The organism is Kingella potus (assembly GCF_900451175.1).
Classification (GTDB): domain Bacteria; phylum Pseudomonadota; class Gammaproteobacteria; order Burkholderiales; family Neisseriaceae; genus Neisseria; species Neisseria potus.
Window position 1 is genome coordinate 196,805 of sequence record NZ_UGJJ01000003.1, and the last position, 25,233, is coordinate 222,037.

At 54.6% G+C, this 25,233-nt stretch carries 28 protein-coding genes and 3 pseudogenes; 21 read left to right on the top strand and 10 right to left on the bottom strand.

The genetic code is table 11. The annotated features are described in order from the left end of the window. Positions 1-18 precede the first annotated feature (18 nt). A complete protein-coding gene (locus DYE40_RS10995) occupies positions 19-1,656 on the bottom strand; it encodes a CTP synthase (RefSeq protein ID WP_115309139.1) in 1,638 nt (545 codons plus the stop codon). Positions 1,657-1,774: 118 nt separating this feature from the next. Beyond that, complete coding sequence (gene hemA, locus DYE40_RS11000; RefSeq protein ID WP_115309140.1) at positions 1,775-3,037, bottom strand: glutamyl-tRNA reductase; 1,263 nt, start codon at positions 3,035-3,037, stop codon at positions 1,775-1,777. A 226-nt stretch (positions 3,038-3,263) separates the two neighbouring features. On the opposite strand from hemA, the gene ccoG reads away from it, so the two are divergent. After that, the gene (ccoG, locus tag DYE40_RS11005; RefSeq protein WP_172461266.1) at positions 3,264-4,781 is read left to right on the top strand and encodes a cytochrome c oxidase accessory protein CcoG; all 1,518 of its coding nucleotides are present in this window, start codon (positions 3,264-3,266) and stop codon (positions 4,779-4,781) included. 3 nt (positions 4,782-4,784) lie between these two features. Further along, positions 4,785-5,336 carry a FixH family protein gene (locus tag DYE40_RS11010; RefSeq protein WP_115309141.1) on the top strand — a complete coding sequence of 184 codons (552 nt, stop codon included), beginning with the start codon at positions 4,785-4,787 and terminating at the stop codon, positions 5,334-5,336. Between the two features lie 158 nt (positions 5,337-5,494). Here DYE40_RS11010 and DYE40_RS11015 read toward each other — a convergent pair whose 3' ends face one another. The 3 genes and pseudogenes from DYE40_RS11015 to DYE40_RS11025 all read right to left on the bottom strand — a co-directional run. Continuing rightward, entirely contained in the window at positions 5,495-6,208 is a 714-nt protein-coding gene (locus DYE40_RS11015) for a DUF4184 family protein (RefSeq protein WP_115309142.1), read from the bottom strand. A gap of 138 nt (positions 6,209-6,346) precedes the next feature. Next, positions 6,347-6,892, bottom strand: coding sequence for a methylated-DNA--[protein]-cysteine S-methyltransferase (locus DYE40_RS11020; RefSeq protein WP_115309143.1), 546 nt, complete (start codon positions 6,890-6,892; stop codon positions 6,347-6,349). A 150-nt stretch (positions 6,893-7,042) separates the two neighbouring features. Then, positions 7,043-7,297, bottom strand: a pseudogene (locus DYE40_RS11025) (3-methyl-2-oxobutanoate hydroxymethyltransferase); the annotation flags it as partial. Between DYE40_RS11025 and DYE40_RS12685 the strand changes: the two are divergent. Next, a complete protein-coding gene (locus tag DYE40_RS12685) occupies positions 7,244-7,513 on the top strand; it encodes an alpha/beta hydrolase (RefSeq protein WP_172461262.1) in 270 nt (89 codons plus the stop codon). The pseudogene DYE40_RS11025 and the gene DYE40_RS12685 sit on opposite strands and share 54 nt — an antisense overlap. 240 nt (positions 7,514-7,753) lie before the next feature. On the opposite strand, the gene DYE40_RS11030 is transcribed toward DYE40_RS12685, so the two are convergent. Further along, positions 7,754-8,614: an EamA family transporter gene (locus DYE40_RS11030; protein ID WP_115309144.1), complete on the bottom strand. Its 861-nt coding sequence runs from the start codon at positions 8,612-8,614 to the stop codon at positions 7,754-7,756. Positions 8,615-8,705: 91 nt separating this feature from the next. On the opposite strand from DYE40_RS11030, the gene DYE40_RS11035 reads away from it, so the two are divergent. Genes DYE40_RS11035 through DYE40_RS12805 form a run of 3 tightly spaced genes read left to right on the top strand, consistent with a single transcriptional unit; the run spans position 8,706 to position 10,199 of the window. Beyond that, complete coding sequence (locus DYE40_RS11035) at positions 8,706-9,221, top strand: MarR family winged helix-turn-helix transcriptional regulator (RefSeq protein ID WP_115309145.1); 516 nt, start codon at positions 8,706-8,708, stop codon at positions 9,219-9,221. 27 nt (positions 9,222-9,248) lie between these two features. After that, positions 9,249-9,719: a Rossmann-fold NAD(P)-binding domain-containing protein gene (locus DYE40_RS11040; RefSeq protein ID WP_115309146.1), complete on the top strand. Its 471-nt coding sequence runs from the start codon at positions 9,249-9,251 to the stop codon at positions 9,717-9,719. Positions 9,720-9,755: 36 nt separating this feature from the next. Continuing rightward, entirely contained in the window at positions 9,756-10,199 is a 444-nt protein-coding gene (locus DYE40_RS12805; protein WP_218564345.1) for a hypothetical protein, read from the top strand. Between the two features lie 67 nt (positions 10,200-10,266). On the opposite strand, the gene DYE40_RS11050 is transcribed toward DYE40_RS12805, so the two are convergent. Together DYE40_RS11050 and DYE40_RS12980 are read right to left on the bottom strand one after the other, a co-directional pair. Continuing rightward, positions 10,267-10,548 carry a hypothetical protein gene (locus DYE40_RS11050; RefSeq protein ID WP_147286636.1) on the bottom strand — a complete coding sequence of 94 codons (282 nt, stop codon included), beginning with the start codon at positions 10,546-10,548 and terminating at the stop codon, positions 10,267-10,269. A gap of 152 nt (positions 10,549-10,700) precedes the next feature. Continuing rightward, positions 10,701-10,977 (bottom strand): annotated as a pseudogene (locus tag DYE40_RS12980) (IS1595 family transposase); the annotation flags it as partial. 192 nt (positions 10,978-11,169) lie between these two features. Here DYE40_RS12980 and DYE40_RS12395 point away from each other — a divergent pair. Together DYE40_RS12395 and DYE40_RS12400 are read left to right on the top strand one after the other, a co-directional pair. Further along, a complete protein-coding gene (locus DYE40_RS12395; RefSeq protein ID WP_147286637.1) occupies positions 11,170-11,451 on the top strand; it encodes a hypothetical protein in 282 nt (93 codons plus the stop codon). Between the two features lie 21 nt (positions 11,452-11,472). Next, positions 11,473-11,799, top strand: a pseudogene (locus DYE40_RS12400) (DUF6985 domain-containing protein); the annotation flags it as partial. 75 nt (positions 11,800-11,874) lie between these two features. Here the strand turns inward: DYE40_RS12400 and DYE40_RS11060 are convergent. Next, positions 11,875-12,930: an HlyD family secretion protein gene (locus DYE40_RS11060; RefSeq protein ID WP_115309148.1), complete on the bottom strand. Its 1,056-nt coding sequence runs from the start codon at positions 12,928-12,930 to the stop codon at positions 11,875-11,877. Between the two features lie 192 nt (positions 12,931-13,122). Between DYE40_RS11060 and DYE40_RS11065 the strand changes: the two genes are divergently transcribed. From DYE40_RS11065 to DYE40_RS11110, 10 genes are all read left to right on the top strand, one after another. Further along, complete coding sequence (locus DYE40_RS11065; protein WP_115309149.1) at positions 13,123-13,716, top strand: MlaC/ttg2D family ABC transporter substrate-binding protein; 594 nt, start codon at positions 13,123-13,125, stop codon at positions 13,714-13,716. Between the two features lie 56 nt (positions 13,717-13,772). After that, the gene (gene tpx / locus DYE40_RS11070) at positions 13,773-14,267 is read left to right on the top strand and encodes a thiol peroxidase (RefSeq protein ID WP_115309150.1); all 495 of its coding nucleotides are present in this window, start codon (positions 13,773-13,775) and stop codon (positions 14,265-14,267) included. 164 nt (positions 14,268-14,431) lie between these two features. After that, complete coding sequence (locus DYE40_RS11075) at positions 14,432-15,025, top strand: bacteriohemerythrin (protein ID WP_115309151.1); 594 nt, start codon at positions 14,432-14,434, stop codon at positions 15,023-15,025. 271 nt (positions 15,026-15,296) lie between these two features. Beyond that, positions 15,297-16,421 carry an ABC transporter ATP-binding protein gene (locus DYE40_RS11080; RefSeq protein WP_172461267.1) on the top strand — a complete coding sequence of 375 codons (1,125 nt, stop codon included), beginning with the start codon at positions 15,297-15,299 and terminating at the stop codon, positions 16,419-16,421. Positions 16,422-16,434: 13 nt separating this feature from the next. Then, the gene (locus DYE40_RS11085) at positions 16,435-17,412 is read left to right on the top strand and encodes an ABC transporter permease subunit (RefSeq protein WP_115309153.1); all 978 of its coding nucleotides are present in this window, start codon (positions 16,435-16,437) and stop codon (positions 17,410-17,412) included. Then, entirely contained in the window at positions 17,405-18,298 is an 894-nt protein-coding gene (locus DYE40_RS11090; RefSeq protein WP_115309154.1) for an ABC transporter permease subunit, read from the top strand. The genes DYE40_RS11085 and DYE40_RS11090 overlap by 8 nt, the downstream gene beginning before the upstream one ends. Before the next feature lie 377 nt (positions 18,299-18,675). Then, positions 18,676-19,446: a (Fe-S)-binding protein gene (locus tag DYE40_RS11095; protein WP_115309155.1), complete on the top strand. Its 771-nt coding sequence runs from the start codon at positions 18,676-18,678 to the stop codon at positions 19,444-19,446. Next, the gene (locus DYE40_RS11100; protein ID WP_115309156.1) at positions 19,443-20,144 is read left to right on the top strand and encodes a LutC/YkgG family protein; all 702 of its coding nucleotides are present in this window, start codon (positions 19,443-19,445) and stop codon (positions 20,142-20,144) included. Before DYE40_RS11095 ends, DYE40_RS11100 begins: the two co-directional genes overlap by 4 nt. Then, on the top strand, positions 20,141-21,586 hold the full coding sequence (locus DYE40_RS11105) for a LutB/LldF family L-lactate oxidation iron-sulfur protein (RefSeq protein ID WP_115309157.1): 1,446 nt from the start codon (positions 20,141-20,143) through the stop codon (positions 21,584-21,586). The genes DYE40_RS11100 and DYE40_RS11105 overlap by 4 nt, the downstream gene beginning before the upstream one ends. A 302-nt stretch (positions 21,587-21,888) precedes the next feature. After that, on the top strand, positions 21,889-22,155 hold the full coding sequence (locus DYE40_RS11110; RefSeq protein ID WP_115309291.1) for a SemiSWEET family transporter: 267 nt from the start codon (positions 21,889-21,891) through the stop codon (positions 22,153-22,155). A 129-nt stretch (positions 22,156-22,284) separates the two neighbouring features. On the opposite strand, the gene DYE40_RS12690 is transcribed toward DYE40_RS11110, so the two are convergent. Beyond that, on the bottom strand, positions 22,285-22,461 hold the full coding sequence (locus DYE40_RS12690; RefSeq protein WP_218564346.1) for a hypothetical protein: 177 nt from the start codon (positions 22,459-22,461) through the stop codon (positions 22,285-22,287). A gap of 57 nt (positions 22,462-22,518) precedes the next feature. Here DYE40_RS12690 and DYE40_RS11120 point away from each other — a divergent pair, with 57 nt between their 5' ends. The 3 genes from DYE40_RS11120 to DYE40_RS11130 all read left to right on the top strand — a co-directional run bounded on the left by DYE40_RS11120 (position 22,519) and on the right by DYE40_RS11130 (position 25,192). Further along, complete coding sequence (locus DYE40_RS11120; protein WP_115307381.1) at positions 22,519-23,172, top strand: IS1595 family transposase; 654 nt, start codon at positions 22,519-22,521, stop codon at positions 23,170-23,172. Then, entirely contained in the window at positions 23,162-23,755 is a 594-nt protein-coding gene (locus DYE40_RS11125) for a hypothetical protein (RefSeq protein ID WP_115309159.1), read from the top strand. Before DYE40_RS11120 ends, DYE40_RS11125 begins: the two co-directional genes overlap by 11 nt. A 423-nt stretch (positions 23,756-24,178) precedes the next feature. Beyond that, positions 24,179-25,192, top strand: coding sequence for a YiiX/YebB-like N1pC/P60 family cysteine hydrolase (locus DYE40_RS11130; RefSeq protein ID WP_115309160.1), 1,014 nt, complete (start codon positions 24,179-24,181; stop codon positions 25,190-25,192). The last annotated feature ends 41 nt before the right edge of the window (positions 25,193-25,233 follow it).

Genomic DNA, 25,233 nt, shown 5'->3' on the forward strand with positions numbered 1-25,233 from the left:
TCTCCGGCATTGCGGACGCTATTTACGGTTATTCAATGCCGCTTTGATGTAGGCGGTAAACAGCGGGTGGCCTTTGCGCGGGTTGGAGGTAAATTCGGGGTGGAACTGGCAGGCAAAAAACCACGGATGCTCGCTCTGCGGCAGTTCGACGGTTTCAACCAAACGCTCGCGGCCGCCGGAAACGCCGCCAATGGTAAGGCCGGCTTTTTCCAAAGCCGATACATAATTGTTGTTGACTTCGTAGCGGTGGCGGTGGCGCTCGCGGATACGTTCCGAGCCGTAGATGCGGGCGGCGAGGCTGCCCGGTTTGAGCTCTACTTCCTGTGCGCCCAGTCGCATGGTGCCGCCCAAATCGGCCGATTCGTCGCGCGTTTCGACTTTACCGTCGGCGGTTTGCCATTCGTCAATCAGCGCGACAACGGGGTCGGCCGCTTTGAGGTCAAACTCAGTGGAGTTGGCGCCTTTAAGTCCCGCTACATCGCGGGCGTATTCGATGAGCGCAATCTGCATTCCGAGGCAGATGCCCAGATACGGCACTTTGTTTTCACGCGCATAGCGCACGGCGGCGATTTTTCCTTCTACGCCGCGTGAGCCGAAGCCGCCGGGAACGAGAATCGCGTCCATGCTTTTGAGTACGGATACGTCGCCGCCGTTTTTTTCGATGCTTTCGCTGTCGACAAAAGTAATCTGAACGTCGGTTTCGGTGTGGATGCCGGCGTGTTTGAGCGCTTCAATCAGCGATTTGTAAGACTCGGTCAAGTCCACATATTTGCCGACCATGGCGATTTTGACGGTGTGCTTCGGGTTTTTGATGGCGTGGACGATTTTTTTCCACGCGGTCAAATCGGCCTGCTGTACGTTAAGCTGGAGCTGCTCGGTAATAATCGCGTCGATGCCCTGGTTGTGCAGCATTTCGGGAATTTCGTAAATGCTCTCCGCATCGTAGCTGCCGACCACGGCACGCTCTTCCACGTTGCAAAACAGCGCGATTTTGCGGCGCTCGTCTTCGGGCAGGATTCTGTCCATGCGGCAGATGAGTACGTCGGGCTGGATGCCGATTTCGCGCAGTTCTTTAACTGAATGCTGGGTGGGCTTGGTTTTGATTTCGCCTGCGGCGGCGATGTAGGGAACGTAGCTCAAATGCACAAACAGCGTGTTACTGCGGCCGAGCTGGCTGCGCATTTGGCGGATGGCTTCGAGAAACGGCAGCGATTCGATGTCGCCCACTGTGCCGCCGATTTCGACAATGGCCACATCATAGCCCGCCGCGCCTTCATGGATGCGGCGTTTGATTTCGTCGGTGATGTGCGGAATCACTTGCACCGTGCCGCCCAGATAGTCGCCGCGACGCTCTTTCATGATAACGTTTTCGTACACCTGTCCGGCGGAGAAGCTGTTGCGTCGGGTGAGCGTGGCGTTGATAAACCGCTCATAGTGTCCCAAATCGAGGTCGGTTTCCGCGCCGTCGTCGGTTACGAACACTTCGCCGTGCTGAAACGGGCTCATGGTGCCGGGATCGACGTTGATATACGGGTCGAGCTTGAGCATGGTTACATTCAAGCCGCGCGATTCGAGGATGGCGGCAATGGAAGCGGCGGCGATGCCTTTTCCTAACGAAGAGACCACGCCGCCGGTTACGAAGATAAATTTAGTCATGATGATACCGCTTTGTTGGAATGCGTGATTTTAACGTTTACCGCAGGCCGCCGCAATACGGCAGAGGCCGTCTGAAAACGGTTTTCAGACGGCCTCTGTGTCCGTTTGCTGGCGGCCGTCAGGGTTTCTGCGGCGGATGGCTGAGATGGTAAATCTGCGCCACGGCTTCCACCAGGCCGCTGTCCCTGCCGCCGGCTTTGGACAGCGTGTGCGTGGGGGAATGCAGCAGCTTGTTGGTGAGCTGCACGGAAAGGCGTTCGAGCACTTCTTCGGGCGACGCGCCTTTGGCAAGCTGCTTCATCGCGTTTTCCAAAACGTGGCGGCGGGCGCGTTCGCCTTCGTCGCGCAGGGCGCGGATAAGCGGGACGTTTTCACGGCTTTTCTGCCATTCGAGAAACTCGGCCACTTTCTGCTCCACCATCACTTCAGCTTCGGCCGCCGCCTTCTGCCGCGCTTCCCGTCCGCTCTGCACCACGTCGGCCATATCGTCCACCGTATAAAGGTATACGTCGTCCAATCCGGCAATTTCGGCTTCGATGTCGCGCGGAACGGCCAAATCAAGCATAAAAACAGGCATCTGCCCGCGCTGTCTGAGGGCGCGTTCGGCCATGCCTTTACCGATAATCGGCAGCGGGCTGGCAGTGGAGGAAATTACAACGTCGTAGCGGTGGAGAATGTCGGGAATGTCAGACAGCAGGCAGGGCTCGGCGTTGATGCCGAGCTTGCCGCACAACTCCTCGGCGCGGGCAAGGGTGCGGTTGGCAACAGTCATCAGACGCGGATTTTCGGCGGCAAAATAAGTGGCCACAAGCTCAATCATTTCCCCCGCACCGACAAAAAGAACGTTGAGCTTGCCGACGGAAGGAAAAATCTGCTCCGCCATCTTCACCGCAGCCGCGGCCATAGAAACGGAATGCTCGCCCACAGCTGTGCCGCTGCGGATTTCTTTGGCAACGGAAAAAGTTTTCTGAAACAGGGCATTGAGCCATGTGCCGACAGTATTCTGCTCTTGAGCGGCCTGTACCGCGTCTTTGATTTGGCCGAGAATCTGCGGCTCGCCCAAAACCATGCTGTCCAGCCCGCAGGCCACGCGGAAAGCATGGCGCACGGTATCGGTGCAGCCGTAGGCGTAAAGATAGGGGCGGAGTTCTGCTGCGGAAACGGAACGGGAGGCAGCGAGCCATTCGGTAACGGCGGCGGGTTCGCCGACGCAGTAAAGCTCGGTGCGGTTGCAGGTGGAAAGAATGACGGCTTCGCCGGCCGCGCCGCTATCGAGCAGGCTGTTGACCGCTTCGGACAGCGCATCGGCGGGAAAGGCGAGCTTTTCGCGGATGCCGAGCGGCGCGGTTTGGTGGTTCAGTCCGATAACGGTAAGCTGCATGGGAAACGGGAGCCGGGGCTGGAAAAACGGCGCATTATAGCAAATTTCAGACGGCCTTAACGCTTGAAAACCGCCTTGCCGGCAGGATTGAAATCATGAATAACGGCAATAAAATGCCTTTGCGCACACAGCGGCAAAAGGACAAACAGGCGTATAATCCCGCCCGATATAACGCCATAAATAATAAATATTTGACAAACCCAAACCCATACCGAAGGAACGCATCATGGCCGACCCAGAAAAAGCCGATGTAGAAAGTGCCGCGCCGCAGGAGCAGCCTGCCGCGCAGGCGGGAAAAACTGCCGCAAAAGCCGCACCTGCCGCAAAAGCGAAACCGGCCGGCAAGCCGAAAGAACAGGTCATCAGGCTCTACGAAGCAAGCAAACGCATCCATCCGAAAAAGGCCGAAGGCCGCTTTGCCAAGCTGCGGATTGCCGCCATCGCCGCCACCCAGTTTGTTTTCTACTGCATCCCGTGGTTCAACTGGTCGGGACGGCAGGCCGTTTTGTTCGACATTCCCAACCGCCATTTCTTCATTTTCAGCCTGTCTTTCGGCATGGCGGATCTGATTTACCTCGCCCTGCTGCTGATTATCAGCGCGTTCGGCCTGTTTTGGTGGACCACCGTTGCCGGACGTTTGTGGTGCGGCTACGCCTGCCCGCAAACGGTGTATACCGAAATCATGCTGTGGATCGACCACTTCGTAGAAGGCGACCGCAACAAACGCATGAAGCTCGAAAAAGAGCCGTGGAATTTCCGCAAAATCCGCATCAAACTTACCAAATATCTGATTATATTTGCCGTTTGCGCATGGACGGGCATCACATTTGCCGGCTGGTTCACACCCATCCGCGAATTTGTTCCCGCCGTATTCACCATGCAGGCCGGCGGCGGCGCACTTTTCGCGGCGGCGTTTTACGGCTTTGCAACTTGGCTGTTTGCCCATCAGATGCGCGAGCAGGTATGCAAACACATGTGTCCCTACGCCCGCTTCCAAAGCGCGATGTTCGACCCCGACACCCTGATTATTTCCTATGACACCGAACGCGGCGAACCGCGCGGCGCACGCAAAAAAAACACCGTGCGCGGCGAAACCGACCTCGGCGACTGTATCAACTGCACCATGTGCGTCCAAGTCTGCCCCGTAGGCATCGACATCCGCGACGGCCTGCAATACGAATGTATCGGCTGCGCCGCCTGTATCGACGCGTGCGACGACATCATGGACAAAATGGGCTATCCGCGCGGCCTGATCCGCTACACCACCGAAAACGTCCTCGAACACAAATACTCCGACGGCGACATCAGAAAACAAATCATGCGCCCGCGCGTCATCGGCTACGGCGCAGTATTGTGTGTTGCCGTGATCGCTTTCTTCATCGGCGTGTCCACCCGACAAACCCTGCGTGTGGACATCATCAAAGACCGTGGCGTAATGGTGCGCGAAAACAGCAAAGGCTGGCTGGAAAACGCCTACAACCTGCGCATCATCAACAACAGCGAAAAACCGCAAACCGTAACCGCCGCCGTTGCCGGATTCGACGACATCAAGCTGACCGGCCTGCCCGAAAGCGGCATACGGATCGGCAGCAGGGAAACCATTACCGTCCCCGTCCAAGTGTCCACCATCCCCGAATATGCCGACAAAGGCAGCCACCCCATCGAATTTACCTTTACCTACCGCGAAGAAGGCCGCGACACCGGCCGCACCATCACCGAAAAATCCAACTTCATCGGAGAATAAACCATGACAGACAGGCAGCAATCGAAAGTCTGGTACAAAGAACCCTGGCCCTGGCTGCTCATGTCCGGCCCGCTCATCGTTGTGGTTGCCGCCTTTGTTACCCTTTGGCTCGCCGCCACCAACAATTCCGACTTAGTCAGCGACGACTACTACAAAGACGGCAAACACATCGATCTCGACATCAAACGCGACACCGCCGCCGTCGATCGCGGCATCGCCGCCCAGCTTCTCATCAGCCCCGACGGCAGCGCGGTACGCGTTTACGTTTCAGGGCGTTTCGACGACAAAGTACCGCTGCGGCTGACCCTCATGCATCCGGCGAAAAAAGAGTTCGACCAAAGCATCATGCTGCAAAGCAGCTCCGCCCCGAAATCAGGCGACAAAACCGAATACACCGGCCGCTTCGCCCAGCTCCCTCCCTCCAAACACTGGTATGTACGCCTCGAAGACAGCGCACACATCTGGCGCGTAGAAAACAAATGGATTGTCGGCCAAGGCGGCGCGGTCAGCCTCAATCCGATGAAAAACCTCTCCGAAGCCGCAGGCAAAAAATAATAGTGCGGCAAAATAAAAAAGCCACGGCCTGCCCTTATTGTCTGCGGCCGCATCTTTTCTATTTTGTTCCACTATCATCCGCTTGCGCCCGCCCCGATACAAAGGCTTTGAGGCCGTCTGAAAACCGGTTTTCCGATTTTCAGACGGCCTCAAAGCCTTTATTTAATACGGATACGGCAAAAACAACCCGCTGCAAGTAACACCAGCGCAAACCCATCCACCAAACGGATAACCCAAATCGCAGCAGCATTCCGCCCGACGGGCAACAGAATCTGCCAAACACACAGCAGCAGGAACACCCCTGCCGCAGCCGCCGTCCAAAAAAGCCGCTTCTGCCGCGCCGATGCCATATTCTGCCGCCCACACCTTTGCGCCATTTTCATTTGAAACCAAGCGATTGCCGCCAAGCCGAACACCCCGCCGCCGTATTGCAGCCATTTGAACAGCGGCAGCATACCAACGGACATCCGCAGCACATCCAGCCGCACGACAAACCAACCCTGCGGATGGGTAAAGCCGTCGAGCAGAATATGCGTTGCCGCCCCCAAAGCCGCAGACAAAACAAACACAGCGGCATTCTGCCAACTGCGGGCAAAGCGGTGCGGCGGCGGATAAGCCGCGTTCAAACAGGCCGGCAGATACAGCCGCAGCGCGTATGCCGCCGTGTGGCGGTACACGCCGTAAAACAGCGCGGCCAGCGGCACATCGAGATACCACAAAGCCGCCCAGTCATGCCCGCCCGCCACCGGCCGGCCGCAGAGGAAATACAGAAAATCAGGCGACATCGCGCCGAACACCAGCGCGGGAAAATGCAGAAAGCGGCAGCGGTAAAACGGCAGCACGACAAAAGGATGGGCAAGGGTAAAAGGCATTGTTTTTTCCAAAAATCACAAACAGACAAACAGGCAAAAGGCCGTCTGAAAACGGATTAAACGCTTTTCAGACGGCCTGTGTCCGCCATACTGCCGCGCCGCCGGCTCCGTACGGCCTTCCCTATCGTTTGCAAACATTCAAAACAGACTTTCGCCAAACAAATCTTTGTTATCGGGCGCATCGCCGCGCTCGTGGGCGAGCAGCCATTGTTTGCGCTGCAAACCGCCGCCGTAGCCTGTGAGGCTGCCGTCTGCGCCGATGACGCGGTGGCAGGGAATGATGACGGAAACGCGGTTTGCACCGTTGGCATGGGCAACCGCGCGGACGGCGGCGGGTTTGCCGATGCGTTCGGCCTGCTCCCGATAACTGACGGTCTTGCCGTAGGGGATGGCTTGCAGTGCCTGCCATACGGCCGTCTGAAACGGTGTGCCCGGGGTGTGCAGGGCAACCCCGAATTGTATGCGGCTGCCTGAAAAATATTCGTTTAACTCGGCTTCGGCCTGTTGCAGGTGGACGTTGCCGCCCACCGCGATGGGACGCTTCAGCAAACGTTGCAGCTCCTGCTGTTCGCGCTCTATGCGTTTGCTGCCGACAAATTCCAGCAAACACAATCCCTGTTCGGTGGCGCAGGCGATGATTTTGCCCAAAGGGCTGGGGAAGATGCGGGTTTGGATAACTGGCATAAAACACTTTCGGTATGGAAAACACGCAAAACCGCCCGCTGCCATCTGGCGGCGCACAGCTTGGCAATGCGGCGGATGTTACCACAGGCAGGGCTTGGCAAAGCCGGCGGATAATCCGAACGCTGCGGATGCCGCGTGTGCCGTGTCTGCTCAGAAGCTGTGTTCGGCGGCGGGGAAGGTTTGGTTTTTTACGGCTTGGACGTAGGCAGCCACGGCGGCCTGTATGCTGGTTTGGCCTTCCATGAAGTTTCTGACGAAGCGGGCGGTGCGGCCGGGGAAGATGCCGAGCATATCGTGCATGACGAGAACTTGTCCGTCGCAGTCCGCGCCCGCGCCGATGCCTAATGCGCGGTGTCGTCGCTGTTCTCGCGCAACGCGCCAGCGGTGAGCTGGGACGCGCTCGATCGCGCCAAACGGTTGTTGACCAACCCGATTATGGTGGTCATCGGCGACAAAACAGGTGCATTTGGCTCGCACCATTTCGGCTACGACATCATCCGTCGTGCGGAGGCGAAAGAACTGGTTATCCTGCCGTTCAGCCATTACGAACTTTACAACCTGCCCGCGGCAAGCAATGCTGCGCTGGAAAAAATCATGCCGTTTTTTGGGAAGAATTTGTGATTTGATTGAGCATTAAATATTTAAGATAAAAGCCGTCTGACAGTTGGATTTCGGGCGTTTTTTGTTTTTTGCTTAAAGTTGGGATTTGTAGGCCTTGCTTGCCCTACTTTTTTTGATTTTTAAATATAAAGCAGGCCGAGTATGCTTTAAAAAAGCGAATTTCAGGCTGCTTTTTTATTCCCAAACCCATTCAAACCCTCATCGCTCTGACTATTTCCCACAAGACCAGAGCAGTTAGATTTACTTACGATGGGCGGCGCGTTGTACGCCGAAAACGGAGACTAACACCAGCACAAAGCCGATAAGCGACACGGCATTCATATGCTGCTGCAAGAACAGCCAGCCGAGAATAAAGGCGCAGACGGGGCTTAACAGACCGAGCGACGACACGGCGGCGGGCGGCAGCTTGGCAATGCCGCGAAAATACAAGGCATAAGACAGCACCGCACCGAACAGGCACAGATAGAGATAACCGCCGATATTGGCAGCGGTGAACGCGGCAGGCAGGGTTTCACGCCATGCGGCAACGGGCAGGAGCATGAGTCCGCCGAGAAACAGTTGCCAGCCGGTGAGCGCAGGCAGCGGCAAATCCACCTGCCAGCGTTTGCCGAAAAACACCCCTGATGCCATCGACGCAGCACCCGCCAGCGCCGCAACAATGCCGAGCGTATCGCTTTTGGCATGGGGCGAAAGCACCAACATCGCCACCCCGACCACGCCGAGCAGGGCGAACAGCCACACCGCTTTTGCCACCGTTTCCCGTCCGATAAAACGTAGCAATAACAGCACCATCAGCACCTGCGTAGAGCTAAGCACCGCCGCCAAGCCGCCGGGCAAACGGTAGGCGGCGATAAACAGCATTGCCTGAAAAAAGCCGATATTCAAAAACGCCAAGGCCGCCGTTTTGCCCCAATCGCCCGCCTTGGGCAGGGTTCGCGTCCACAACAAAAGCAGCACACCGGCAGGCAGACAACGCAGCACGGCAGCGGTAAACGGGCGGTCGGGCGGGAGAAATTCGGTGGTTACCAAATAGGTCGAACCCCAAATTAGCGGTGCAAGAGCGGTGAGTAAAACATTGGCTATCAGATTGTCTTGTTTCATATTAACTGTCTCAATGTTAAGATAATATCAGTATAAAACACGATATATCTTAAAATCAAGATTCTTAAACTTAAGACAACAAGGAAACCGCATGAGCAACCAAACCGACCGCGTGGACGACATCATCGCCCAATGGCACGCCGCACGCCCTGACCTGCGTTCAGGGCTGCCCGCGATGGCACTATTAGGACGGCTGAACCGCTGCAACGCCCTGTTAGCCCCGCAATTGGGCAAAATCTTTGCCGAATACGGGCTGAACTTCGGCGAATTTGACGTACTCGCCACCCTACGCCGTGCAGGCGCGCCGTTTATCCTTTCGCCCACCGCCCTTTACGCCACGCTGATGGTGTCGTCAGGCACGATGACCCACCGCTTGAAAATCCTAGAAAATCGCGGACTTATCAGCCGCCTGCCCAATCCCGACGACAGTCGCAGCCAGCTCGTACAACTAAGCGGCGCAGGAAAAACACTGATAGACCAAGCCGTTACCGCCCATCTCGCCAACGAAAACGCCCTGCTGTCAAACCTGAGCGACGCAGAAAAACAGGCACTGGACACAGGACTGCGGGCATTGCTTAGAGAATGGGAAAGCGGCAAGGCTGATTGAATATAAAACACCCCAAAGGAGTAAATTATGCTGGTGATTATCGGCGGCTCGGGCATGCTATTTGCCGCCAGCCAAACCTTAACAGAGCACAGCCAAACACAAGTTTTACTGTGCGGACGACAACAAGCACGCTACCAAGCAATTTTGACGGCATTTGACCATGCCGAATTTTTCCCCTTTGATTTCTCGCAAGCGGAAAGCTACACCGCTTTGGCAGAAAAACTAAACCAACAAACCCGGCCGATTAGCTTGCTGGCATGGATTCACAGCCCCTACTATCCGCACCTGCTCAAGCTGTTAGACGAAATAAAACCGCTGCTGAAAAAAGCCTATCTCGTCAAAGGCTCAAACAGCAATCCTTTACCAGAGGCACTGATTAGCGACTTTCCATTAACCGTTATCCAACTAGGCAAACACACCAGCGAAAACCGCTGGCTCACCCATCAAGAAATCTCGCAACAGGTGCTGGAGACGGTGGAGGGCGAGCAGGCCGTCTGAAAACATTCAAACAAACGCAACAAACAGGGCGAAAACATGCAACTCACCATCAACGAAAACCTATCTCTTGAACCCGTCAAAACCAGCGACGCGGCGGATATTTTTCACACCATCGACCAAGAGCGGGCATATTTGGGCGAGTGGCTGCCTTTTATTGCCCTGACCCTGTTGCCTATTATGTATATGATTTTCTTCTTGCCTCAAACCTTGTCTGATCAAATCTTGCAGTGGATTGGCGGTGGTGTTCGTTCTTTGGGTGATAGTGATGCCATTAGCAAAGCACAAGCTGGTTTGGCAGGTTTGTATGGCATGGGTAGGGGTGCAACAGTTAGGGGAGGTGGCGGAACTTCACCTGTTCCCAAAGGGGCAAACCCCAAGCAAGATCCAAAAGGATCCTCAACGGGTGAGGACAAAGCTATTTCAGGGTCTCAAGGGGTAGATGGCTCAGTGGTGCAGAGATCTCGGGCTCCAAAAAAATAAATGACCAGCTGAAAAAAGGCCTGAAGAAATTCAGGCCTTTTCTTTTGGGGATAATTCAAAAGATATTTTAGAAAGAAATACCATGCAATATTAATAGTCTTTTAAGTCTATCAATTTCGGCATTTTTGCTGTCAATTATTACATTGCACTCATCAACAGCTGCGTCCCAACCATTTGCGTCACCTTTTTGGTAACCAAGTTTGTATCCCCTATCAAATTCAGCTTGGACCCAGCCTTCAGCTTTGCGATAGCAGTCATTGTATCCCGCATCATAACCTTGGTTATAACCGGTTTTTTTGGCTTGGTTGTAGGCAAAAGCAGCAACGAGACCATCAACAGGATGTGACATGACTTTTCCTCCGATTCAATGTTTACAGGATGCGAGTCTGAAACTCGGCTTACTGTATCATTAATTATATGTATTTCAGGGTATTTGTCAAGTATGCGAGATAATGCAGATGTGGTACTATGCTTTCTTGTAGGGACTGTACTAGATAAGCCCTAAATTCCACACCACCGACGCAGTACTTTAAGCTGCTCGGGCGGTATGCCAAAGTCAAAACGAAATGCATATTTTTCCAGAACATTGGAAAAGATTGTCGGTTAATTCCATTGTATTTTCGTAAGGTGCGTTGTGTCCGATTTCCACAATCCCCAATACAAAGTTGATATGGTTTTGCCTGTCGGCAAACAGTTTGCTGTGATTGATGCAGTGGTGGGCAAAACCACTTACATCCAACACATCATAGCTGCTTAAACAATCGGTATAAAATGTAGAAATCCCTAGCGTTGTTTACGGTATTGTCCTTGAAATACTGTAAACAACGCTAGGGATTTCTACAACTTAAAAGCAAGGTTTAGACAAATGCGTTTTTCTAGTACAGAGCACCTAAATCTAATCACTTCCATCGCCCAAGGAAAACCCCGTGTCCGATTTAAACAACTTAATCAAACACATCAACGGCAACAAGTGGACGATGAAAAATACAGCGGTTACAGCGAACGCTGTGAACAAGCGGAAAACCCGCCCGCCGCTGAAACCCTATCACTGGCCGCACGGCATCGTTTTTTCAAACTACCAAACGATGCCGCGTTGTCTTTAATCTGTTTGGCGAAGACGGCGAATGCAACGAAGACGAAGACTATACCCCCTCCGAACAACGCGCGCGCTGCCGTGCAATCGTTCCGGCCGCATCAAAGCGAAATGCTGCATACGCTGTTTGCCGCGTTGTTTGCCCGTTATCTACAATAGAGCAAGACTTACGATGCTGACGAAATGGCGGACATGATGCCCGAGCCGGACAGCCCGCAAAGTTTTGCCGATTTGCTCAGCCCCCCAACGGTGTATGTTGCCCCTGCCGATGAACACGGCGGAATCGGCATAGGCGTAGCTTTTCATTGCGAATGGGATTTGGAACGCAGCTTGGGCGTAATACTTTGCGGCGGCGAAGTAGTAGAAACAGGCGGAGAAGATGTGACGTTTTGCTTTTCAGACGGCCTGAAATGCCCGCGTTCCGCATTTTTTGGCACAATCCACCGTAAACCGTATCCTGCCATACAGGCTTATCGAAAAGGGCTTAATTGGCCGATCCTTAGGTAAGCCCGCCGGCAAAGACAAAGGCCGTCTGAAAACTGTTTTTCAGACGGCCTTACGTTACGGCTTGCGGCAAACGGCCTACTGCGGCAGCCTGACTGCCAAATCCTGCGGCCATTCGGCTTTGTCGTCGGTTTTGACATAGCCGTTGCCGGTCATCCCGCCTTTGAGTAGGCCTTTGTATTTTACGGCGGTGTCGGCGGGAATCTTCAGCCTGACCTTAAACATCAGCTTGGCACGCTCGTTTTCCGTTTCCACCGATTTGGGCGTGAACTGCGCGTCGGTGGCGATGAATTTTACCTGTGCGGGAAAAACGGCATCGATGCTGTCCAGCCGGATACGCGCCTCGCCGCCCACTTTCAGACGGCCTGCATCATGATTCGGCAGAAAAATGCTCATCGACACATCGGACGGATCAAGCAGGCTGACCACTTTCGAGCCGGAGGCCACCACATTGCCGGCTTCGGCGATTTTATATTCCACCCTGCCCGCAATCGGTGCGCGGATATTCATATCGTCGTTGGCGGCGGCGGCAGACTTCACGGCGGCGGCGGCCTGCCGCGTACCCGCCTGCGCCTCGGCTTGGGCGGCCAGGCTCTGGGCAACGGTGGACTGTGCTTCGGCTTGTGCCGCCTCGGCGGCTTTCACGGCGGCGGCGGCACGCTCGTAATCGGCGCGGCGGCGTTCGGCTTCGGCTTGGGAAACGAGATGGTCGGACAGCATTTTCCGCGCATTGTCCCATTCCATTTTCGCCACCTTCCGCTGCTGGCGTGCGGCCTCGACATTCGCCTGCGCCCGCGCCACGGTGCGCCGCATCTGCTCGCCTGCCGCCTGCGCCCGCCGCACGCTTTCCCGCTGGCGCAGCTCGGCTGCCTGCGCTTCTTCCAAACGGCTGCTGCTGGTATCGGACGAGAGTTCGGCCAAAATGTCGCCGGCCGCCACATCCGCCCCCTCTTCGACATTCACCGTTTTCACACGGCCCGGATAGAGGCTGGCCACATCGATGCGGTTCAGCTCCAGCCGCCCGTTGGACGACGCAATCCCTGCGGGCAGGCTGCCGGCCTCATGTGCGCGGTAGTAGAAAAAACCGCCTGCCGCCGATGCGGCGGCAAGCAACAGCCAAATCGCTTTTTTCATCGTTTGCTTTCTGAATAGGTCAATCGGAAACAGCGGCAATAATAAGATTCCCGCCCCGCGCAGGCAAGCGCGGTGCGGCGTATTTTGCGAAAGGCCGTCTGAAAAAGGCGGTCTGCCGTTTTTCAGACGGCCTTTGCCAGCCTCCGTGCAAGCTGATAAAGTGCCGCCGTTTGCGAAACGAAAGGTATTTTTATGTATAAAGCAACCGTAGCCGCCGTCCTGATTGCCGCCGCCCCCGTTGTGCAGGCCGCGCAAAACCACCCCGCGCAGCAACAGGTGCAGCAGAACATCGACGCGATGATAGGCATTGTGAAAAACAAATCGCTCAACGAGCAGCAGCGCATCCGCCAGGTGGAGCAGTATGCCGACCGCTTCCTTGATTACGAACGCCTCTCGGCCACCGCCGTCGGCCTGCCGTGGCGGCAGTTTTCCGCGCAGCAGAAACAAGAATTTATCCGCGCATTCAAAGATATGGTTATCGCCATGTACGCCCGTTCCGCCATGATAAACGCCGAACGCGCCGACGTGAAAGTGCTGCCGAAAATGACGACGCACGGCAACAAAACCGACGTTTATTCGGAAATCCTCACCCCCTCGGGCAAAAAATACGAAGTGGGCTACCAGCTCTACCAGAGCGGCAACGTCTATAAGCTCTACAACATCCAGGTAGACGGCGTAAGCATTGTTACCGTCTACCGCAACCAGTTCGGCGAACTCATCGCGCAAAAAGGCATCGACGGTATGATCGAAGCCGTGAAAAACAAAAGCCTGAAAAAAGCGGAATAGCCTTTTTCAGACGGCCTCCGCCACCCTTTCCCGTCCCCTGCAAAAAAGGAAACGACATGAGCAAAGTAACCCTGCAAGGCAATCCCGTCGAAATCGGCGGCACCTTCCCCGCCGCCGGCCAAACCGCACCCGCCTTCTCGCTGGCTGCGGGCGATCTGTCCGACAAAGCCGCCGCCGACTTCGCCGGCAAACGCAAAGTGCTGAACATCTTCCCCAGCGTGGACACCAACGTCTGCGCCCAATCCGTGCGCACCTTCAACGAACGCGCCTCCTCGCTGGACAATGCCGTCGTGCTGTGCATCTCCGCCGACCTGCCCTTCGCACAGGCTCGCTTCTGCGGCGCGGAAGGTTTGGACAACGTCGTATCGCTCTCCACCTTCCGCAGCGGTTTTGCCCGCGATTACGGCGTGGCAGTCGAAAGCGGCCCGCTGCGCGGCCTCACCGCCCGCGCCGTCATCGTTTTGGATGAAAACAACAAAGTACTGCACGCCGAACTCGTGCCCGAAATCGCCCGCGAACCGGATTACGATGCCGCGCTGGCGGTGCTGTAAGCACGCCCTGCCGGACACAGAGGCCGTCTGAAAACCGTATTTTCGGTTTTCAGACGGCCTTTTTCCGCCCCACTTGATATGGATTAAACCGCAAAACAGCAGCCCCGCTAAAATCGCGCCTTTCAAAATCCGTATCCGAAAACAAACATAAAGGGAAAACAAACATGGCCTATTTCGACTGGACACCCGACTTGGACAGCGGCATCACTCTGGTAGACGAACAGCACAAAATCCTCGTACGCTGCATCAACGAGCTGCACGAAGCCAACAGCCGCAAAGATTTCGGCGCGGAAGGAAAAATCATCGAAGACCTCATCCGCTACACCGTCGAACACTTTACCGACGAAGAACGGCTGATGGACGAAGCCGGTTATCCTTTGAGCAAACAGCACAAAACCATCCACCAGCGTTTCGTAGACAAAGTCGGCGAAATGCAGAAAAGCCACCAGGCCGGCGAAGACATCGGCCAAGAGCTGCTGGACGTGCTGCACTCGTGGCTTTTTACCCACATCAGCCACCACGACCGCGGCTTTATCGCCGTCGTGCAAAGCCATTTGGCCAAACAGCAGGCCGAAAACGAAACATCGGCTGCGGAAACCGCAATCCAAAACGCTTTCGCCCACCCGCGCCACAGCGGCGGCGGCTTTGCCACCGTATCCGACAAAGAAGCCGACGGCACGCACGCCGCAGCGGAAGAACCAACCGACACATTCGCCCAAGCACGGCAGAAAATCGGCGATTTGAAAATCTGGCGTTAGTACCGTTTGCAGGCCGTCTGAAAAACATATTGAGGCCGTCTGAAAAAGCCCGAAAGGCATTTTCAGACGGCCTCTTCCCGTTTCCGCGCCACACCGCCGCCGCCGCATTCCGCCCGCAAACGGAAAATATTGCCGCGCGGCAGCGGTTTTGTTTGCCCGAAAGGCTTGTCCGCCAATATAATACGCGGCTTTTTTCCGCAGCCCGCCCGCCGGCCTGCCCGTATCCACCTTTCGAGTTCCGTCCCAGCCGGTATCGAGTTTCTTTGGAGCATTGAAGATGACCACAGAATCCGCCGCCCAGCCCTATCTGCAAATCAAAGGACTGGTTAAAAAATTCGGTGAAAATTTCGCCGTCAACCACATCAGCCTCGACATCGAGCAACACGAAATCTTCGCCCTGCTCGGCAGCTCCGGCTCGGGCAAATCCACCCTGCTGCGGATGCTGGCCGGCATGGAAACCCCCTCGGAGGGCAGCATCATCCTCGACGGACAGGACATTACCGCCCTCGCCCCCTACGACCGCCCCATCAATATGATGTTCCAAAGCTACGCCCTCTTCCCGCATATGACGGTGGAGCAGAACATCGCCTTCGGCCTGAAACAGGACAAAGTCCCCCCCGAAGAAATCCGCGAGCGTGTGGACGAAATGCTGCGCCTCGTTCAGATGTCCAAATTCGCCAAACGCAAGCCGCACCAGCTCTCCGGCGGCCAACAGCAGCGCGTCGCCCTCGCCCGCTCGCTGGCCAAACGCCCCAAACTGCTGCTTTTGGACGAACCCCTGGGCGCACTCGACAAAAAACTGCGCCAGCAGACCCAGCTCGAGCTGGTCAACACTCTGGAAAAAGTCGGCGTAACCTGCATCATGGTTACCCACGACCAGGAAGAAGCCATGACCATGGCCACCCGCGTGGCGATTATGTCCGACGGCGAGCTGCAACAAGTGGACACCCCCAGCAACATCTACGACTACCCCAACAGCCGCTTTACCGCCGAATTTATCGGCGAAACCAATATCTTCGAAGGCACAGTCGCCCACAAAGACGACAGCCACACCCTGATCGACTGCCCCGAACTGCCGAGCAAGGTCTATACCGACCAGAAATTCGAGGCGCAAAACGGCCAAACGGTATGGGTGAGCATCCGTCCCGAAGACATCGACCTGCACAAGGAAAAACCCGCCCACCGCGACACCCACAACTGGGCAAAAGGCACGGTAAAAGACATCGCCTATCTGGGCAGCTACGCGATTTACCACGTACAGACCGACAGCGGCCGCATCGTCAAAAGCCAGGTGCCCGCACCCTACTGGTATGTACGCAACATCGCACCCCCGACCTGGGGCGACGAAGTGTATCTCGACTGGCCGGAAAACCAACCCACCCCGCTGACCCGCTAGGAGGCCGTCTGAAATGTCCGTCAACATCAAACGCCGCCTGCGCCCGGGGCGCAAACTCGTCATCGGCATCCCCTATGTCTGGCTGCTGCTGCTGTTTCTCGTGCCGTTTTTCATCGTGCTGAAAATCAGCTTTGCCGAACAGGATGTCAAAATCCCCCCCTATACCGACCTGTTCGTTACCGACCCCGAAACCGGCAGGCAGACCCTGTACCTCGTAACGCAAAACTACAAGGAAATCTTCCAAAACTTCGGCGGCACGCTTGCCCAAATGGTCGGCCTCTCGCCCTCCGACGGCAATGCCAATATGTACCTGCGCACCTACTGGTCGTCGGTCAAAACCGCCAGCCTGACCACCCTTATCTGCCTGCTGCTCGGCTATCCGATGGCCTACGCCATCTCCCGCGCCAAACCGGCCTACCGCAACGGCCTGCTTCTGGCCATCATGCTGCCCTTTTGGACTTCCTTCCTGCTGCGTGTCTACGCTTGGACGGGGCTGCTGAGCTTCAACGGCATCATCAACCACCTGTTGCAGAAATACGGCCTCATCAGCGAGCCGTTTAATATGTTTTACAACGCCTTTTCGCTGCAACTGGTGATGGTGTACGCCTACCTGCCCTTCATGATCCTGCCGCTCTACACCCAACTTACCAAGCTCGACCACCGCCTGCTCGAAGCCGCATCCGATTTGGGCGCGGGGCCGGTCAAATCGTTTTTCACCATCACCCTGCCGCTGTCGAAAACCGGCATCATCGCCGGCTCGATGCTGGTGTTCGTGCCCGCCGTCGGCGAGTTCGTCATTCCCGACCTGACCGCAGGCTCGGAAAACCTGATGATCGGCAAAGTGCTGTGGATGACTTTCTTCGACCAAAACAACTGGCCGCTGGCCTCCGCGCTGGCCGTCGTCATGGTTGTGCTGCTGGTTTTCCCCATCACCCTCTACCACCGTTACGAAAACCGCCAGCTCGAACAGGAAAGGGGCAGAAATGGCTAAAAAACAGAATCTTTCATGGTTTCTCAAAGCCGCACTCTTCCTCGGCCTGCTGTTCCTCTACATCCCCCTCGTCGTGCTGGTCATCTACTCCTTCAACGACTCCAAACTCGTTACCGTCTGGGGCGGATTCTCCACCAAATGGTATGCCAAGCTGCTGAACAACGACCAAATCCTCGATGCCGCCTGGCTGTCGCTGCGCATTGCAGTCAGTGCCTCACTGGCCGCCGTCGTCCTCGGCACGCTGGCCGGCTACGCCCTTGCCCGCATCAAACGCTTCCGGGGCAGCACCCTGTTTGCCGGCATGGTATCCGCCCCGATGGTGATGCCCGACGTGATTACCGGCCTGTCCATGCTGCTGCTCATCATGCAGGTGCAAACCATGCTCAAAGGCATCTTCGGCAACGCAGACTGGCTGGGCAACGGCTTCTTCACCATCTTCCTCGGCCACACCACCCTGTGCATGGCCTATATTACCGTCCTCATCCGCGCCCGCCTGAGCGAGCTCGACCAATCGCTCGAAGAGGCCGCAATGGATCTGGGTGCAAGGCCGCTGAAAATCTTTTTCGTCATTACCCTGCCCCTTATCGTCCCCGCCATCTCTTCCGGCTTTCTGCTCGGCGTAACCCTCTCGCTCGATGATTTGGTCATTACCTCCTTCCTCTCCGGCCCGGGATCGTCCACCCTGCCGCAGGTTATCTTCTCCCGCGTCAAACTCGGCCTCGACCCGCAGATGAACGTACTCGCCACCATCATCATCGGCGTTGTCGGCACCCTCGTCATCCTGCTCAACTGGTACGTCATGCGCCAGACCACCCGCCGCGAACGCGAAGCCGCAGAAGCCGAACGGCAGGAAAAACTGGCAATAGAACAAGCACTTCACCACTAGACCGATACTTCCGCAAAAGGCCGTCTGAAAAGTTTTCAGACGGCCTTTCCGATATTTGGCGGCAGCAGAAATTTTGCCGGCACAAAATAAAACGGGAAAGACCGTCAGCACACGCCCGCAGCCCCACTCCTGCCGCGATGCCCTTCCATCTGGAAAACCACCCGCCCAATGCTGACTAATTTTGCCTATCATTTAATAAACCCTTATTTCTCATAAGGTTAAATCACAGATTTCCGCATTTTTTCCTTGACCGCCCATACAGGATTACTTAAAGTGCCGCCCTTAATACAAACAGCCCGTATCCCCGCCCAAGCGGCGGATGCAGGTTGGAAAACATAAAAACCAACCGATTCCGATACAAACCTGGAAGCCAAAATATGAATGCAAACCCCGAAAAAAGCATCGGCGGCAAACCCGCAGATGTCTATTTTTTCGGCACCTGCCTGCTCGACATTTTTATGCCCGAAGCCGGTTTGGATGCCGTTACCCTAATCGAACAGCAAGGCATACGGGTACACTTCCCCATGGCGCAAAGCTGCTGCGGCCAGCCCGCCTACACCTCCGGCCACCCGCAGGAAGCATTCGACGTGGCCGCCGCCCAGCTCGATCTCTTTCCCGAAAACTGGCCCATCGTCGTCCCTTCCGGATCGTGCGGCGGCATGATGAAACACCACTGGCCGCAGCTTTTCAAAGGCAGCGTCCACGAAGCGAAAGCCGAAGACACCGCCGCCCGCGTGATCGAATTTACCCACTTCCTCCTCGACATCGGCTACACCCCCGAAGACAAAGGCGGCAACATCAAAGTAGCCGTCCACACCTCCTGCGGCGCACGACGCGAAATGGGCGTACACCTCACAGGCTGGAAACTGATCGACAGCCTGAAAAACGTCGAACGCGTGGTGCACGACCACGAAAGCGAATGCTGCGGCTTCGGCGGCACCTTCTCCGTCAAACAGCCCGACATTTCCGGCGCGATGGTTGCCGACAAAGTCTCCGCCCTCAAAGCCGCCGAAGCCGTGGAAATCGTCAGCGCGGATGCGGGCTGCATGATGAACATCGGCGGCAAAATCGCCAAAGACGAGCCGCAGATGCCCCGTCCCAAACACATTGCCACCTTTCTTTTGGAACGCACCGGAGGCAAAGCATGAGCGCGCGCGAAAACATACTGGCCAAGCTCAAAAAAGCCGATGCCTACCCGATGCAGGAACCCCGGATTGACGAGTACTACCGGGAAATCCGCCCCGAATGGGAAAGCGAAACCGCACGCCTGCAACACTGGGCGGCCACCATGCGGGCGGTCAAAACCGAAATCCTTTGGGTAACGCGGCAGAACTGGCCGCAGGCCATGCTTGAAGCCGCGCGGAAAAAAGGCTTGAAAAACATCCTGCTCCCGCTGCACACCGAACACGGCAAAGCCGCAGCCGAAGTTTTTCAGACGGCCTCCGATATAGCAGTCAAAACCTTCGACCGCCCGATCGAAGAATGGAAAGACGAATACTTCGCCGACATCGACGCAGGCTTTACCTCCGCCCGCTGCGGCATCGCCCACACCGGCACCCTGATCCTCTGGCCCGACGCGCAAGAGCCGCGCAGCCAAAGCCTCGTCCCGCCCGTACACATCTGCCTGTTCGACACCGCAAAAATGTACGACACCTTCCACCATGCCGTTGCCGGCGAAAACATGGCGCAAAACATGCCCACCAACGTCGTCCTCGTTTCCGGCCCCTCCAAAACCGCCGACATCCAACTGACCCTGGCCTACGGCGCACACGGCCCGCGCGACCTGATCGTCCTTGCCGTCCTGCCCGACCACATCGCCCCGTCATACATGGAGACCGCCGCATGAGCACCCAAACCGTACACTTCCACCCCAAGCCCGAAACCTTCAAACAAAACGCCCGCGAAGCCCTCGCCGACCAGCCCCTGCGCAAAAGCCTGCGCACCGCGATGGACATGCTGATGGGCAAACGCAAAGCCGTCCTGTCCGACGAAGAAGAGCTGCAACTGCTGCGCACCCTGTGCGAACACATCCGCCAACGCTCCCTTTCCCGCCTGCCCGAGCTGCTCGAACAGCTCGAAGCCAACCTGACACGCCTCGGTGTCAAAATCCACTGGGCCGAAACCCCCGACCAGGCCTGCCGCATCATCCACGGCATCATCGCCGCACACGACGGCAAGCTGATGGTAAAAGGCAAATCCATGGTCAGCGAAGAAATCGAGCTAAACCACTACCTCGGCGAGCGCGGCATCAAAGCCGTCGAAAGCGACCTGGGCGAATTTATCGTCCAAATGGCCGGCGAAAAGCCCACCCACATCGTCATGCCCGCCATCCACAAAACCAAAGAGCAAGTCAGCGAACTCTTCCACCAACACCTCGACACACCCCTCACCGACGACGTAGACCGACTGACCGGCTTCGCCCGCCAAGCATTGCGCGACGTATACCGCACCGCCGATGTCGGCCTCTCCGGAGTCAACTTCGCCGTAGCCGAAACCGGCACGCTGTGTCTGGTGGAAAACGAAGGCAACGGCCGCCTGTCCACCACCGTCCCCCCCGTCCACATCGCCATCACCGGCATAGAAAAAGTCGTTGCCAAACTCTCCGACATCCCTCCCCTGTACAGCCTGCTGCCCCGCTCCGCCATCGGCCAAAACATCACCACCTACTTCAACATGATTACCGGCCCGCGCCGCAGCGGCGAACTCGACGGCCCGCAGGAAATGCACCTCGTCCTCCTCGACAACGGCCGCAGCCAGGCCTATGCCGAAGAACAAATGCGCCGCACCCTCCAATGCATCCGCTGCGGCGCATGCATGAACCACTGCCCCGTCTACACCCGCATCGGCGGCGCGGCCTACGGCACCACCTATCCCGGCCCCATCGGCGAAATCGTCTCCCCCCACCTCCTCGGACTCGATGCCACCCGCGACCTCCCCACCGCCTGCACCATGTGCGGCGCGTGCGACGAAGTCTGCCCCGTACGCATCCCCATCACCGCCCAAATGCGCCGCCTGCGCGAAGAAGCCCAGCGCGCCCCCGACGAAAAAGTCCCCCACCCCATACGCGGCCAAGGCGCATCGCACACCCTGGCCGAACAATGGGCATGGCGCACCTTCGACGGCATATTCAGCGGCAAAAAAGCCTACCGCGCCTTCGGCTGGGCCGCCACCACCTTCCGCGCCCTCACCCCCTCATCGCAACTGGGCTGGACCAACCACCGCAAACCCATGAAACCCGCCGCCAAAACCCTGCACGAACTCATGAAAGAGCGGCAAATGCAGAAATAGCGAAAAACAGCGGCGGCCCGCAATACCCCCCTGCGGCAGATTTGCCAAACGGATTTTCCGCCGCACCAAACGCCCCAAGCCTTTTCAGACGGCCTCCACTCCATCCGAAGGCCGTCTGAAAACAGCCAGCCGCCACATCAAAAGGCCGTCTGAAAAACCGTTTTCCGGTTTTCAGACGGCCTTTCCCCACCCGCCAAAACATGACAAACAAATCCGAACAAACACAAAAAGATTGGAGTATAATCCCGCCGTTTGTCCGCCTCCGGCGCGACACGCCTGATTTACCCGGAAAGAAAGAAAACATGACCGAAAAACAAATGAAAATCCTGTCCGTCGTCGCCACCATCACCGCCGTCGGAATGTACGTCTCCTACATCCCCCAAATCCAAAACAATCTTAATGGCCAGCCCGGCTCGTGGCTCCAGCCCCTCGTCGCCGCCGTCAACTGCACCCTGTGGGTGGCCTACGGCCTGCTGAAAAAACAGCGCGACTGGCCCGTCGCCCTTGCCAACGCCCCCGGCATCTTCCTCGGCCTGATTACCTTCATCACCAGCATCATGACGTTCTAAAACAAAGAGGCCGTCTGAAAAAGATTTTTCAGACGGCCTCAAAACGGAAAAACCACGCAAACCCCTTTTCAGACGGCCTGAAAAACCAAGCCGCCACCCGTTCCCGCTTCATACACAGCAAACGCAGTATCAGCCGACATCATGTTCAAGACCACGCCCAAAAACACTTTCCTGCCGCTGTTCTCTGTCGCCGCGCTTTTTTTGGTTTGCTCGCTGGTTTCCCTGCTTATTATTGCCATATTCAACTTGGAATGGGCGAAAGCGGCCATCCAATGGATTTCCGGAGGGGATAGCAGAAATTTCCATATCGCAATCAATATAATAGGGGCTGTACTAGATAAGCAGTCATGATAGACTGCAAAAATGAAGATAACCCATTGTAAACTAAAAAAGAGTATCCAAAAAAAACTCCTTCAATTTTTTGTACTCGAAGTTACCGCCCGTTCTGCTGCCGATTTATTGGGCATCCACCCCAATTCAGCAGCACTGTTTTACCGCAAAATTCGTGAAGTCATCAGCTACTATCTTTCATTGGAAGCTGACGCTGTTTTTGATGGCGCTGTCGAATTAGATGAAAGCTATTTCGGTGGGCATCGTAAAGGCAAACGGGGGCGCGGAGCAGCGGGAAAAGTGGCGGTATTTGGTATTCTTAAACGGGGTGGGAAGGTTTATACCGTGGTTGTTAAGAATGCCAAAATAGAAACCTTACTTCCTGTTATCACAAGAAAAATCATGCCTGACAGCATTGTTTATACCGATTGTTTAAGCAGCTATGACGTGTTGGATGTAAGTGGTTTTACCCACCACCGCATCAACCACAGCAAGCTGTTTGCCGACAGACAAAACCATATCAACGGCATTGAGAATTTTTGGAATCAGGCAAAACGGGTTCTGCGAAAATATAACGGAATTGACCGTAAATCTTTCCCTCTTTTCTTGAAAGAATGTGAGTTTCGTTTTAACTTTGGTACACCGTCCGAGCAGCTTAAAGTGCTGCGTCGGTGGTGTGAAATTTAGGGCTTATCTAGTACAGCCCCATATAATAAGTATCAGCCTGCTGTTTGCGTCAAGTTTTTATTACCCCTTCCTGATAAATAAAAACACCAAACCGGGAAATATAGAGGACATATCGGCCTTTCTCGGATTAAACTATGAGCAGACGGAGAAAAAATTCGGCAACGAAACAGCCGTCTGCCTGAGAATTAAATACAGCCTGAACGACTTCTTCGAATGTATAGAAAAACTGACCGTACTGATTGCCATGGTCGGCATCTATCTGACGGTATCGGGCAATCTATCTGCAAACTCCTTTGCAGAAGGCGCAGTCTATACCGTATCGATGATATTGATCCCGATTGCATTCGGTCTTATGTATCCGCATTATGCTGCAAAAATAATCATCTCCCTACTCTGGCTCAAATATCCTCCTGTAAAGGACGGGAAAGGATCGTTTCCGGCAAACCACAGAATCACAAAAAAAGAAATCATCACTTCCCTGCCGTATATTTTCCTTGTGGCTCTGGTGTCGGTGGTCATGGTTATATATTTTCCCGTTGCCGTGGGAATTAAGATGGCTCCCATCCGCATACCACACGGATAATTCGGCAGATTTTTTGCGCTTGGCTTCAACCTGCGCCTGTTTCAATATCATCATCCCCGCGCAGGCCGGAATCTTGGCCGAAGTGAAACGTACTGTGGAACAGGGAACAAGCGTTTCAGGCGACCTTAACGGTTGCCGAAAGCCTCACGGTAATTTGAGTAGCTTGGGTTGCAAACCCGACACGGAATAGATGATTTAACGGTTTGTTGGAGCAAGCCCCAACCTGCTTGCGGAAACAATTTTAGACGGCATTACCCGAAAACCGGTAGGGTGTGTGCCAACGGCACGCACGCGGCATTTAAAATTTTCAGTAAAAATGAAAAACGCGTGCGTGGCTGCGCCACACACCCTACATGCAGGCTACGCTTGCTCTGTTTCAACACAACCTATACTTACTATTTTTTATTGAGGAGTGATTTTGGTATGCATAACTCACAAGAGAAAAAGAATGGATACATAATTTATTACGATCAACTAAAAGCTGGAGATATTATTCTTACTGCTGAAAATAGTTTGATTAGCAAGGGGGTACGGTGTGCAACCAATAGCCAATTTTCCCATGTAATGATGATGATTAATCAAAGTTCTTATATTCATGCCATTTCTAGTGGAGTCCAGAGTGGAAATATTCAAAGGCTCATTATTGAAAAACCTGAATACATCCGTGTTTTACGATTAAACAAATCAGAAATAGACCTAGAAAATATTATTAGCTACTTAAGAAAAAACATATCAAAACCCTACTCAGTTTCCAATGCAATTAATGCTAAATTCAAAATTCCATTTGATTTCAACTCACTAGAAACGAAAAGGTACTGCTCACAATTGGTGGCTTTGGCTTATGAGGAGGCCGGAATTAAGTTAGTTAAGGATGCTAATCACTGTACTCCTAAGGAAATTGCACAATCTAAAAATTTAATTGATGTCTATATAGAACTTACTTCATTACAAGATCCAATAATAGACCAAAACTATCTAAATCAAATTTTTCAGCCTAACTTGTTAGATGAATTTGCCAAAATAGAAAACAATGCCGTAAATGAGGTAAGTAAGTTATCTAAAACAAAATTAAGCCGTTATTCGATAACTGATTTTTTATGTAAAAACCCCAATTATGACAATAAGTTTGTTGAGGTTTTTGACAAGCATAACTATTTTGAATTTTATAATAAATTTAAGCAAGCTAATAAATATCGCTATGGAGACTTTCAAGAATTCGTGCAAGGCTTAAATAAACAAGACCCAGGTGAAGAAGTAGCTAGGCTAAGAAAGATGGCTGAGGAACTGACAACCTTCCATGAAAATGCACTAGTTGTTGTTAAGCAGAATTATCAGCACTTCCCTCTTCACTTTTTTAAAAAAGAAGTTGAATTACAAAAAAATCTTTGTGAGATGTATGGCCAATTACTAGATAATTGCATCCAATTTAATTCTTAATTGATAAACTTTTACTTTTTAATTTTTTAAAGAGACCCCAC